Here is a 13,185-nt window from a genome sequence, read left to right as displayed (position 1 = left end):
GATGACAGGTGGATTTGTGTGGAAGCGGTGACGGATCGGGATGAATGTGAATCGACTAAATTTACGATATAAATAAAATAAAATGAAAACAACACCTTTTACCCATTTTCATGAAGCTTTGGGAGCACGTATGGCTCCGTTTGCAGGATATAATATGCCCATCGAATATCCGACAGGAATTAAAGAAGAGCATCTGAATGTCCGTAATAAACTTGGAGTTTTTGATGTTTCCCATATGGGAGAATTTTGGATTAAAGGACCGAAAGCTTTTGAATTGGTTCAGAAATTAACCACAAATGATGTGGCCGCTTTGATAGACGGAAAAGTACAATATAGTTGTTTCCCCAATGATAAGGGTGGTATTGTAGACGACTTGCTGGTGTATCGTTTCAGTGCTGAAAAATACCTGCTGGTAGTTAATGCTGCTAATATCGAAAAAGACTGGAACTGGGTGGTAAAATACGGCGCAGAACTGGGTATGAAACCGGGCGTCGAACTGGAAAATGCTTCCGACAATATTTGCCAGCTGGCTATCCAGGGGCCTTTGGCATTGAAAGCCATGCAGAAGCTGACCTCGGAAAATGTTGTCGATATGGAGTATTATACTTTTAAAGAAATACCGTTTGCGGGGATCGATAAAGTTATTTTCTCCACGACAGGTTATACCGGTTCTGGTGGTTGTGAAGTTTATGCTTATAATAAAGATGCTGAGAAATTGTGGAATGCCGTTTTCGAAGCCGGAGCGGAATTCGGGATACAACCGATCGGATTGGGTGCCCGCGATACCTTGAGATTGGAAGCCGGTTTCTGTCTCTATGGGCATGAAATCGACGATGATCATTCGCCTATCGAAGCCGGTTTGGGATGGATTACTAAATTCGTGCCCGGAAATGATTTTATCATGCGGGAATACCATGAAAAATTGAAAGCAGATAAACCGACCCGTTATATGAAACCTTTTGAAATCATCGACCGGGGAATTGCACGGCAAGGATATCCTATCGAAGATGCCGAAGGAAATGAAATCGGTGTAGTATGTTCGGGAACGGTATCTCCTTTAACCGGAAAATCTATCGGTACGGGATATGTTAAAAGCGGTTTCCATAAATTAGATAGTGAAATATTTATCCGGGTGAGAAATAAGGCGTTGAAAGCAAAAATTGTAAAAACTCCTTTTTTCTGATACCGGAAATTCAAATACCGAAAAACTATCCCAAAGTCATTATTTTGACTTTGGGATTAGTGTCTCTCTTAGAGAGAGTGATTAAATGATTTCTTTTTTGAGGTATATTCGGCACCGATTTGTTAAGGTGATTTTAAATTATAAGTAAATCCGAATATTTCTCTTATAAAATGATATTTTGCGCAGTATATTTTGCATATTTGTAACGTTTGAAGAAAAATTGAATTAAAATTTAAAACCTTTAATTATTATACAAAATGAGAAAACATATTTTTAACGCAGGTCCTTGTAAGTTGCCGGATATGACATTGGAAAATACGGCAAAAGCTGTGATGGAATTAGGGAATTGTGGCCAGTCTATTCTGGAAGTATCTCACCGTTCAGCTGATTTTCAGGCTGTTTATGATGAGACTGTCGCCCTGTTCAAAGAAGTGTTGAATATCCCCGATAATTATTCTGTTATTTTCTTGGGTGGTGGTGCCAGTATGCAGTTCTGCATGATTCCTTACAATTTCCTGGGTAAAAAAGCGGCTTATGTGAATACCGGCGTTTGGTCTAAAAAAGCAATCGCTGAGGCTAAACTTTGGGGTGAAGTTGAAGTGATCGCTTCTTCTGAAGACCGGAATTTTACTTATTATCCGAAAGGATTCCAGATTCCTGCCGATGTCGATTATCTGCATATTACATCGAATAATACGATCCGTGGTACCGAGATTTTCGAAGATCTGGATAGCCCTGTGCCCTTGATTGCCGATATGTCGTCCGATATTTGTAGTCGTCCGATCGACGTAAAAAAATATATGATGATCTATGGCGGATGCCAGAAGAACTTAGGACCTGCCGGTGCTACTTTCGTGATTATCCGTAACGACTATCTGGATAAAGTAGTGGCTGACCGCAAGATCCCGACCATGCTGAAATATCAGACTCATGTCGATAACGGATCTATGTTCAATACCCCTCCTTGTATCAATATCTTTGCCGTTGGTCAGACCCTGAAATGGATCAAACAAATGGGCGGTGTTGAAGCTATGGAAAGACGTGCTATCGAAAGATGCAATGCATTGTACAGCGAATTCGACCGCAATACGGTATTCCGTGCTGTTGTTGAAGAAGGTTCACGTTCTCGTATGAATATTCCGTTCTTGTTAGCCGAAGGATATGAAGAACTGGAGAAAGAATTTTTGGATTTCTGTAAATCTAAAAACATCGTAGGCGTGAAAGGTCACCGTTTGGTGGGTGGTTTCCGTGCTTCTACCTACAATGCTTGTACGATGGAAGATGTAAATGCTTTGATTGCTGCCATGCAGGAATTTGAAAAAGCACATAAAAAATAAATAATATTAATTCAGATGAAAGATTTACGATTTACGACCGTGCTGAGGCCTCTCGTAAATTGTAAATCTTAATCGTAAATTTTGGTAGTTATGACAAAGGTTCTGATTGCAACCGATAAACCTTTTGCTCCGGTGGCAGTAAAAGGTATCCGCGAAATCGTGGAAGCTCAGGGTTATGAATTGGCTTTATTGGAAAAATATACTTCTCCGGAAGAATTGATCGCTGCTGTTGCCGACGTAGATGCTATGATCATCCGTTCGGATAAAGCGACAAAAGAAGTGATCGATGCTGCTAAAAAACTGAAAGTAATTGTACGTGCCGGAGCCGGTTATGATAATATCGACCTGCAGGCTTGTACCGATCATGGCGTAGTGGCTATGAATACTCCGGGACAGAACTCGAATGCTGTGGCTGAATTGGTATTCGGTATGGCTGTTTATCTGGCTCGTAATTTCTATAACGGTAAATCCGGGCATGAACTGAAAGGAAAGAAAATCGGTGTACATGCTTACGGAAACGTGGGACAAAACGTGGGACGTATTGCCAAAGGCTTCGGAATGGAAGTGTATGCTTTCGACCCGTTCATGACCGATGAACAAATCAAGGCTGCGGGGGCTACTCCGTTGCATTCTGCCGAAGAAATGTATGCGATGTGTGATTATGTATCTCTGCATATCCCGGCTACCGAGAAGACAAAGAAATCGATCAATTATGAATTGTTGAATCGCATGCCGAAAGGAGCTGTATTGATCAACACTGCCCGTAAGGAAGTGATCAATGAAGAAGAATTGGTGAAATTGATGGCCGATCGTCCCGATTTCAAATATATTTCCGATATCGCTCCGGACAATGCCGCTGAATATGCCCAGTTCGAAGGCCGTTATTTCTTTACTCCGAAGAAAATGGGTGCTCAGACTGAAGAAGCGAATGTAAATGCAGGCTTGGCTGCTGCCCGTCAAATTGTGGCTTTCCTGGAACATGGAGATGCTAAATTTAAAGTAAATAAATAATATTTTTATGGCTATAGTAAAACCATTCAAAGGCTTACGTACTCCTAACCAGGAAGTATGCGAGGAATTGGCTTGCCTCCCGTATGACGTGATGAATTCGGAAGAAGCTGCACAGATGGCTGCAGGAAAACCGAAATCATTGCTGCATGTTACCCGGGCCGAAATCGATTGCCCTGCCGGAACGGATATCCACTCGGAAGAAGTTTACAATAAGAGTGTTGAAAATTTCAAAATGTTTCAGGACAAGGGATGGTTGGTACAGGATCCGGAAGCGAAATTTTATATTTATGCTCAGACCATGGAAGGCCGTACCCAATACGGTATTGTCGGTTGTGCTGCCTGTGAGGATTATATGAACGGGGTGATTAAAAAACATGAACTCACCCGTCCCGATAAAGAAGAGGACCGGATGGTGCTGACCCGTTATGTGAATGCTAACCTGGAACCGGTATTTTTTGCCTATCGTGCCGTGCCTGAAATTGACGCTATCGTTGAAGATATTGTGAAGAATCAGAAAGCAGACTACGATTTTGTGGCAGAAGACGGGTTCGGACACCATTTTTGGGCGATCAACTGTCCGGAAACCAATAAACGGTTGGAAGAGTTGTTCGCAACGAAAGTGCCGAACACCTATGTGGCCGACGGACACCACCGTACAGCTGCAGCTGCCCGTATCGGTGCCGAATATACAGCAAAGAATCCGAATCATACCGGTAAAGAAGAGTACAACTTCTTTATGGCCGTACATTTCCCCGACCATCAGCTGAAGATTATCGATTACAACCGGGTAGTGAAAGATCTGAATGGTCTGACCGAAGCTCAGTTGCTCGAGAAATTGAACGCTCATTTCGAAGTAAAGGAAATGGGTACCGAGATTTATCATCCGGCAAAATTGCACGAGTTCAGTATGTATCTGGGCGGTAAGTGGTATCGTCTGACCGCTAAAGCAGGTTCGTATGATGACAACGATCCGATCGGAGTATTGGATGTGACCATTCTTTCCAAACATGTGTTGGCCGATATCCTCGATATTCAGGATTTGCGTACCTCTAAACGAATCGATTTCGTGGGGGGGATACGTGGATTAGGTGAACTGAAAAAACGCGTAGACAGCGGGGAGATGAAAGTGGCTTTCGCTCTGTATCCGGTTTCTATGGAACAGTTGCTGAATATTGCCGATACCGGTAATATCATGCCGCCGAAAACTACCTGGTTCGAACCGAAACTTCGTTCCGGTTTAGTAATCCATAAAATTTGATTTTTGAAAATCTGAAATAAGATACCATCTTCTCTCAGAGGATGGTATTTTTTTCGGATGTGAATTTGGGTGTTAGTTTCAGTACAGGATAAAGCGTTCATGATTTATGCTTAAAGATATTCTGATTTCGATGATTATTTGGGTGGTAGTGGGATGTGGTAACGGCTCCGGGGTGAAACGACTGGATACAAGAGCTGTGGAAAAGGACACTGTTTTGAAATGGAGTCAATTGGTCGGTGAGAGCCGGTTAGTGCGTATGGAGACGAAAGAAGAGGCTTTGTTAAACGATTATTTTCGGGTATGGGCCGGAGAGAAGTATATTATTACTTACGGAAACGAAGAAATGTATCAGTTCGCCGCCGATGGTACTTATATCCGTAAATTGGCTTCTTATGGACGTGCTCCGGGCGAATATCAGAATATTATAGCCCTCACAGTAGATGAACCGGGCGAACGATTGTATTTTTCGGATTATGGAAGGCAAAATAGTATCCAGGTAATTAATTTGAAAAATGGAGAATATGAAAATTCCCTGCCCGGAATTTACGGATTTCCGAAGAAGATGATACTGGCCGGTGATTCGGTTCTTTATTGTATTCCTTTGTTATTGAAAGATGCAGCCTATGAAATTTATGCCCTTACTTCTTCCGGACAATTCCTGGGAGGGATTAAAAAAGAGACTTGTCGGGAGGAGCGTCAGAAGAATCATTCTTATCTGGGGATAGCGGGAGGATTTGTTCACTATATGTCAGGGATAACGGATACTTTGTATCGGATAACTGCCGATACAAGAAAACCCGAATATTATTTTCATGCAGGACATTATTTGAAAGAATTCAAGCCTGATGAAAAAGGAGAAGAAATTGAAATGATAGTTGAAACTTCTCGGTTCATCTTATTCGATCGTTTATTCATCCGGATGGCTGATTCCAGATTTGGTAAAAATATAATTACTTACGACGAAAACCGGGATCCTGAAACTTATGTATTCGATAAACTGAACGATGGTTTATTCAAAGTAAAGAGTATTTATTTCGACGACCTTGACTTTGAATTGGAGGATTATCTGTTCGAAGTTTCTGAGCATTATCTTTGTCAATCTTTTTCTGCAATGGAATTTCGGGAAAGGATAAAATCAGCAAATTCCCCTTACCATGATTGGTATAATGCAATAGCCGATGATGATAATCCTGTATTGGTGTTGGGAAAGGTACGTAATTAAATTCGGATGACAGATTTCCCCGTTTTCGCAAATATCCTTAATTCGTTGAAGATAACGAATAACAGAGTATCTCCGGAGAGAAATTCTTATTGTTTTGGAAACTGATTGCGTATATTCGGTCGGATTTTTCATCGACACAGAAGCTTAAAATATAACGGTTCAAACGATATCTTTTCAAAAAACGGCCTTGCCAGTCGAATTGGTGTATTTCAAAATTATTATTGGAGATCGATAAATCTTTATTTTTAGAATCGCAGTATAATAAATAGATATAGTTGTCCGTGCTGAAATAGTTTTTATAGTAGTTGACTTCCTCTTCAACCCGGGCATTTAATTTGTCCAGGACGGTAACTTTATTTACAGATTTATCGATGGGAAATGGGTAACGGGTCGATTCTAAATTATTTAATGAAATAATATCGATGATGGGGAAATGCCTGTAAATAATGGCAACAGAATCCATCGTATTCGGTTTCAATATGTAAAATGCATGATAGATATTCGAATTGGCTATAAAATCGGTAATCTTTTTTTCTTTTATTATGGAAGGATAATTCTTGTAATTTAATAAATATCGATTACTGGAAATATTGGCAATGGAAAATTGATAATCAGACATACCTGAATTTGCAAAAATGGTCGAATCGTTGATTAAATATACACAATCCGCAGCTGTCAATCCCACTCTGACATTGATTTTCTCTGGGGTGTATAGAGGATTGGAGAATAAGCTATCGGTACAAAATAAAGTATATCTTAGTTTTTCAATAATAAGAAATTTATTCGGGGAATGCCGGTAAACCCTCGGCGTTAGATATTCATTGGGTCCCCGTCCTATACTTCCGTAGGTTTTTAATAAATGGAAAGAATTTAGGGAATAATATTTCAAGAATTTATTCTCGTCCGTTTCTGCATCTTTGATAATCAATAAGGTATCTGAAATCCAGATTTTTTCAGGATTTAATAATGTCGTATCCGTTAACGCGATAGAAGTCGGTGTTAAATCAATGGCAGGAAAAGTATTTAAATCTTGTAACTCAACTAGTTTACATGAATATGGTTTTTCTCTGGAGGTACAAGATAATACCAATAGTAATAAACATATATAAACTGTTTTTTTCATATTTAACCCTTTATATAATCGATAAATATATTCATTATCATTTTATTATCGAGAGGAGAACCACATAAAATTTTATTATCTTCAATTAGAAATGTTTGACTACGAGGAATAAGAGGATTTAGTTTAAAAAAATTATGAGTATAATCAAAGTAGAATTAAAAATCCTTATTTTGCTTAATAATTTCATCTAAACGTTCAAATTCATCTCCAATAACTAAAAATATTATTTTTTTCTGCAACTTTTTATTTTGGGAAGCAATTAATTCCCATTTGTTTAAATTTACATAACAGTCTTCACAGGTTGGACTGATTATATTTAAAATATAATTAGAATTTGAAATATGTTGATTTGTCGAATCTAAACAAGAATAATCTATCGGTTTGTTTATAATGAAAGAGTAATCAGAATTCATTATTTTTAAGAGTTTTCTTTTTTGAAAACTACTTAAATTTATGATAATTATCAATACGATTAATAGAATCCCTGATATGTAGTATATAATTTTTTTCATCTCTCTATAAAAAGTATCTTAAAATCTCTAAATTGCAAAATAGATATTTTAAGATAAAAATTTAACAATCCTGATATAAGGGGTTATTTCCTTGTTTATCTGGACATTTTCTTACACATGTTATACTTCGTAATAGCATTTGGATAGATATATTGTAAAGTTATGACAAATGTTGCTATAGTTATTCTAATTTGTTGTTCTATAATATTGTTTTATATATATATTTAACATATGGGTGGGGATATATGTTTTAGGGGTTTTATTTATGGTATAAATACCTTGCAAAATATAATGAAAGCATTGTAACAAATAATTTTCAGTTTCGATGATTTCACTTTTAAAACGATCCTGGAATAGATGATCATATCTGCCGTATTTATTATTGAACCACATGGCATAGCTGGTTACTATCCGCCGGATGTGTTCGCTGAGGGCAGGACTTTCAATTTTTTTTCCATATGAAGTATAGGGCGGTGAGCAGCAAAAGGGTAGTAAGGGCGAATGCCCATACATTCATTGCACGGGATTGAGCTGTCATAACGTAATCTTGTATTTCTAGTGTTTCCATAATTTATTTCGTGGATTTACTGATATAACGCAGAAAATCCTTATCGGTCGAAAAATTTGGGATTCCGGGACGGACCTTTTGTCCGGTTTTATATCAGACTTACCGCCCGGTATTTTGTTAGTTGCAATGGTTACAGTGGTTAAGGAGTAACCATTGAAACCGCTGTAACATTGCTAATCTTTTATTTTAGAAGTGGGTGAAAAGAGAGCTTGCTTAAAATGGGACGAAAAGTCCGTCCCGGAATCCCGGAAGAGGTTAATATTTCAGCCATTTGTAAAGTTCTTTCCAAGTGACTTTTTTGCCATACATTAAAATACCGATGCGGTAAATTTTTCCGGATAGCCAGGTAAAAAAGATAAAACTGACGATTAATAATGCCATAGAGGTCAGGATTTCCCAGGTCGGTACTCCGAAGGGGATACGGACCAGCATAACGATCGGTGAGGTGAACGGGATCAACGAACTCCAGAATACCATCGGGGATTCGGGACTTTTCATGGCGGCGAAACCGATGTATAACCCGATGACGAGGATAATCGACAAAGGGGTCAGGAATTGTTGCGAGTCGGTTTCGTTATCGACGGCAGCACCGATAGCGGCGAATAAAGAAGCATATAACAGGTAGCCTCCGATAAAATAGAATAAGAAAGAGGCCAGGAATTTAATGATAAAGATCGGGTCGATGGTCATCGCAACCTTTTGGATGATTTGCATTTTTTCAGCGCTCAGATTCCCTGTACCGGCTATATCCGGCAGGCCGCCGGCCAGGTTGCCGGCATTTCTCAGTGCTTCCAGATCGATACCCGGCAGGAAGAATGTTTGCATGACCAGGATCAGCACAAGGCCGAATACTACCCAAATCAGGAATTGTACGAGGCCGACAGCTGCTACTCCGATGATTTTACCTAACAGAAATTGAAATGGTTTGACAGAAGAGACCAATACCTCGATAATCCGGTTTGTTTTTTCTTCGATCACTCCTTTCATGACTTGAGAGGCATACATGAATATAAAGAAGTAGATAATCATGCCGCCGATCAATCCGATAGCCGAAGCGACTTCCGACGAGCTTTCTTTGGCTTCGCCCGAGTCGGTGATCTTTAACGTACGCACCAGTACAGGTGTTTGTGTGGCCGATAATTGTTCTTCCAAATCGGGGACTTGTGATTCGGCAATGACTTTTGCTCTTTTTATGTCTTCAATTTTTTTGCGCAATTGGGCCGCGATTTCATTTTTCAATTCCATAGGAACCTGAGAGAAAGAATAGACCGGAATTTCCGGGTGATCCATAATATTTTCCGGGATTGAAATCAGGGCGTAATAGTCATGTTGCCGGAGAAATTCCGAGGCTCCCGATTCATCGACCGGGGTATTCAGATATTCGAATGTATTGTTGTTGATTTGCTCGAATGGTGTCTCGAGTACTGACTGATTGATCACTGCAATTTTACGGTCCTGTGTGTCGTCTTTCAGAAGCATCCACATCAGGAAAGCATAAAAACCGGCTAAAAGAATGGGGACGACGAGTGTCAGTACCAGAAAACTTCTTTTCCGTACTCTGGTTGTAAATTCGCGTCCTATGATGATAAGCGTTTTATTCATTTCAGATTTATGATTTGGGGTTTACGAAGTGGATTATTCTTCCTGTTTGATGTCGTTAACCATTTCTCCTTTCACTAATTTGATAAAGATATCGTTCATTCCCGGTATGACCTTTTGATAAGAGATAATATCGGTTTTGTCGAGCAGACGACGTAATAAAGTATTGGTCGGACAAGCCACGAGGCGTTGCAGGACCAGTTCGTGTTGTCCGTCTTCTATTTTTTCGGAAAGCAGTTCATATTCTTCTCCGATCACTTCTTGCGGATGAAAATCCGGTTGATATTTACAGATGAGTCGGTAAGTATTGTTGGCATACTTATTCCGGATCTGATTGATCGGGCCTTCGATAATTTTTTTTGATTTGTTAATCAAGGCAATATGGCTACAGATTTCCTCGACGGAAGCCATATTGTGGGTGGAAAAAATAATGGTCGTTCCTTTTTTGCGCAGTTCCAGTATTTCTTTTTTTAGGAGTTCGACATTGATGGGGTCGAATCCGCTGAACGGTTCATCAAAAATCAGCATTTCCGGTTCGTGCAGGACGGTGGTGATGAATTGCACCTTTTGGGCCATTCCTTTGGATAATTCTTCTACTTTCCGATCCCACCAGGCCTCGATTCCGAATTTCTCGAACCAGGCTTTCAATTGTTGAATCGCGTCATGACGGCTCACTCCTTTCAGACGAGCCAGATAAACGGCCTGTTCACCGACTTTCATCTTTTTATAGAGGCCTCTTTCTTCAGGCAGATAACCGATGCGGTTCATGTCGGCAGGTTCCAGTTTATGGTCTTTAAAATAAAGTTCACCCGAATCCGGTCCTGTAATCTGGTTTATAATTCGGATCAGAGAAGTCTTTCCGGCTCCGTTGGGGCCTAACAATCCATAAATAGCTCCTTCCGGGATTTCGATAGATACATCGTCCAAAGCCCGGTGATTGGCATAATTTTTAATAATATTTTTAGCGACAAAAAAACTCATACCTTTTCACTTACAACAGTTACAAAAGTTACAACGGTTATAATGGTCAGGATTCACGTCTAAGATCCTTGTAACCTTTGAAATCTTTGTAACGACATAAATTGCAGAATTAAATTGGTTGATAAAGTCCAAAGACTTTATCAACTTTACCAATTCATTATACCTGCCATTATTATAAATACAAATGCTGATATGTTAATACGCTCCTGTGGTCGGCACATTTACATATTAGCACATCAGCATAACAGATCAGCTGTATTCAGACAGCTTCATTTTCTTCCATTTCGATCATCAATGTCCCCTTCGGAATTTTATCTCCTGAGTTGACATGTATTTTTTTGATTTTACCCGAAAATGGTGCAGCCAGTTTGTTATTCATCTTCATAGCCTGAAGAATCAGAAGAACATCTCCTTCCTGGACTTCCTGGCCCTCTTTCACTTCGATTTGCATAATGGTTCCCGGAATGTGTGAAGTCAGCAGATAGGGATTCGGTTCTTCCCATTTTTTTCGGTTTACCCATTTCTGGGTAAGCTGAGTTTTATATTCTACGCCATTCAGCAGGAATTTTTCATATTTAACAGTCATTTTACCTCCTTTTTAGTGGTTCTGAAACTTTTAAGTCTTTCAGTTTAAAAGTCCGGGAATTCCTGGACTTTATAAACTCTGAACACTGTTAGAACGGAGGAATTCCGTGTTTCTTAGCAGGTGTCATAACGGTTTTATTACCGGAAACTTCGATAGAATGTTTCAATAACAGGCGTGTTTCCGACGGTTCGATCACCGAGTCGATATATCCTTTGGAAGCTGCTACATAAGGATTAGCAAATTTCTCGCGATATTCGGCAACTTTCTGCTTCCGTGTTTCTTCCGGATTAGCAGATTCTTTTATTTCTTTACGGAAAATAATGTTTGCTGCCCCTTCCGGTCCCATTACGGCGATTTCGGCTGTCGGCCAGGCAAACATAAAGTCGGCTTTCAGGTGGCGTGAGTTCATGGCGATGTATCCACCACCGTAAGCTTTACGCAGGATTACCGTCACTTTAGGTACGGTAGCTTCACTATAAGCATACAATACTTTTGCTCCGTGGCGGATCACACCCATATATTCCTGTTCAACGCCCGGTAGATATCCCGGCATGTCTTCGAAGGTCACGATCGGAATATTGAATGCGTCGCAGAAACGGATAAACCGGCCTGCTTTATCGGCAGAGTCGCAATCCAATACACCGGCTAATACCAACGGTTGATTGGCCACGAAACCGATCGTTTCTCCATCTACCCGACCGAATCCGACAACGATATTCTGTGCAAAGTCCTGTTGTACCTCAAAGAAATCGGAATCGTCGGCAACGGCTTTGATAATATCTCTTACATCATAAGGCTGGGTAGGATCTGCAGGAAGGATTTTTTCGATATTGTATTCTGCTTTCGGAGCTTTTGACGGAAAGGCTTTCGCTTTACGTTGATTGTTCCAGGGGATAAAGGTGAGCAGTTTTTTTATTTGTTCGAAACATTCTGCTTCTGTAGAGGCAAAGAAGTGGGCATTTCCACTGATACAGGCATGAACGCGTGCTCCTCCGAGGTCTTCCATACTAACTTCTTCTCCCAGTACTGTTTTTACTACTTCCGGACCTGTGATGAACATTTTGGAAATATTATCTACCACAAATACGAAATCGGTCAATGCCGGAGAATAAACGGCTCCACCAGCACAAGGACCCAGAATAACGGACAATTGAGGGATAACACCGGAAGCCTGTGTATTGCGGAAGAAAATTTCTCCATAACCGGCCAGTGAATCCACCCCTTCCTGGATACGTGCACCACCCGAGTCGTTGATACCGATGATCGGCATCCGCATTTTGATGGCATGATCCATAATTTTGGTGATTTTACGGGCGTGCATCAGTCCTAACGAACCTCCTGCAACAGTGAAATCCTGAGCATAAATAGCAACGGGTTCTCCATAGACAGTACCGGTACCGATAACGACACCGTCGCCGTGAAGAACTTTCTTGTCCATATCAAAATCCTTAGATTGGTGCTCTACGAACATGTCGTACTCGTGGAAAGAACCTTTGTCCAAAATCCCCTCGATACGCTCACGGGCTGTCAATTTACCCATGGCGGCCTGCTTTTTGATAGCATCTTCGCCACCACCCTGAAGTACAATTTCTTTCCTCTTTCTTAAGTCAAGAATATTCCTTTTAAGTGACATAGTAATTTATTTTATTATTAACTTGCGTAATTCCTTCTCAGAAATTAACACACCATTTAAACTGCAAGATTACGTAAAAAAAATGATTTAAAAAATACCTATCTTTATTATACTAATCGGTATCTATTGATATCATTGAGGGTTGAAGTCGAAATTTTAACGGTTTATTTGA

The 13,185-nt window shown here is 40.1% G+C and carries 11 protein-coding genes; 5 read left to right on the top strand and 6 right to left on the bottom strand.

The genetic code is table 11. From position 1 onward, the window contains the following. Positions 1 to 82: 82 nt before the first annotated feature. The 5 genes from gcvT to WS34_RS03425 all read left to right on the top strand — a co-directional run bounded on the left by gcvT (position 83) and on the right by WS34_RS03425 (position 6,011). A complete protein-coding gene (gene gcvT, locus WS34_RS03445; RefSeq protein WP_013612008.1) occupies positions 83 to 1,183 on the top strand; it encodes a glycine cleavage system aminomethyltransferase GcvT in 1,101 nt (366 codons plus the stop codon). A 257-nt stretch (positions 1,184 to 1,440) separates the two neighbouring features. Beyond that, positions 1,441 to 2,520, top strand: coding sequence for a 3-phosphoserine/phosphohydroxythreonine transaminase (serC, locus tag WS34_RS03440; protein WP_013612007.1), 1,080 nt, complete (start codon positions 1,441 to 1,443; stop codon positions 2,518 to 2,520). A 90-nt stretch (positions 2,521 to 2,610) separates the two neighbouring features. Further along, a complete protein-coding gene (locus WS34_RS03435) occupies positions 2,611 to 3,531 on the top strand; it encodes a 3-phosphoglycerate dehydrogenase (RefSeq protein WP_013612006.1) in 921 nt (306 codons plus the stop codon). Between the two features lie 7 nt (positions 3,532 to 3,538). Further along, positions 3,539 to 4,789, top strand: a complete 1,251-nt coding sequence (locus WS34_RS03430; protein WP_013612005.1) for a DUF1015 domain-containing protein — start codon at positions 3,539 to 3,541, stop codon at positions 4,787 to 4,789. A 106-nt stretch (positions 4,790 to 4,895) separates the two neighbouring features. Beyond that, the gene (locus WS34_RS03425) at positions 4,896 to 6,011 is read left to right on the top strand and encodes a DUF4934 domain-containing protein (protein WP_046403177.1); all 1,116 of its coding nucleotides are present in this window, start codon (positions 4,896 to 4,898) and stop codon (positions 6,009 to 6,011) included. Between the two features lie 37 nt (positions 6,012 to 6,048). Here WS34_RS03425 and WS34_RS03420 read toward each other — a convergent pair whose 3' ends face one another. The 6 genes from WS34_RS03420 to WS34_RS03390 form a co-directional block, all read right to left on the bottom strand. Next, positions 6,049 to 7,134, bottom strand: a complete 1,086-nt coding sequence (locus tag WS34_RS03420) for a BF3164 family lipoprotein (RefSeq protein WP_046403175.1) — start codon at positions 7,132 to 7,134, stop codon at positions 6,049 to 6,051. Positions 7,135 to 7,289: 155 nt separating this feature from the next. After that, entirely contained in the window at positions 7,290 to 7,547 is a 258-nt protein-coding gene (locus WS34_RS03415) for a hypothetical protein (RefSeq protein ID WP_046403172.1), read from the bottom strand. A gap of 922 nt (positions 7,548 to 8,469) precedes the next feature. After that, positions 8,470 to 9,816: an ABC transporter permease gene (locus tag WS34_RS03405; protein WP_013611998.1), complete on the bottom strand. Its 1,347-nt coding sequence runs from the start codon at positions 9,814 to 9,816 to the stop codon at positions 8,470 to 8,472. 33 nt (positions 9,817 to 9,849) lie between these two features. Continuing rightward, a complete protein-coding gene (locus tag WS34_RS03400) occupies positions 9,850 to 10,794 on the bottom strand; it encodes an ABC transporter ATP-binding protein (protein ID WP_022159757.1) in 945 nt (314 codons plus the stop codon). 259 nt (positions 10,795 to 11,053) lie between these two features. Then, positions 11,054 to 11,380, bottom strand: coding sequence for an acyl-CoA carboxylase biotin carboxyl carrier protein subunit (locus WS34_RS03395; RefSeq protein ID WP_046403166.1), 327 nt, complete (start codon positions 11,378 to 11,380; stop codon positions 11,054 to 11,056). A gap of 88 nt (positions 11,381 to 11,468) precedes the next feature. Next, positions 11,469 to 13,013 (bottom strand): acyl-CoA carboxylase subunit beta, encoded by a 1,545-nt coding sequence (locus WS34_RS03390; protein ID WP_022159755.1) that lies wholly within the window; start codon positions 13,011 to 13,013, stop codon positions 11,469 to 11,471. Positions 13,014 to 13,185 lie beyond the last annotated feature (172 nt).

Origin of the sequence: Odoribacter sp. N15.MGS-14 (assembly GCF_000980245.1) — a bacterium.
Lineage (GTDB): Bacteria > Bacteroidota > Bacteroidia > Bacteroidales > Marinifilaceae > Odoribacter > Odoribacter splanchnicus.
The sequence above is the reverse complement of the archived record's forward strand: the minus strand, read 5'-3'. Positions and strand labels throughout refer to the sequence as shown.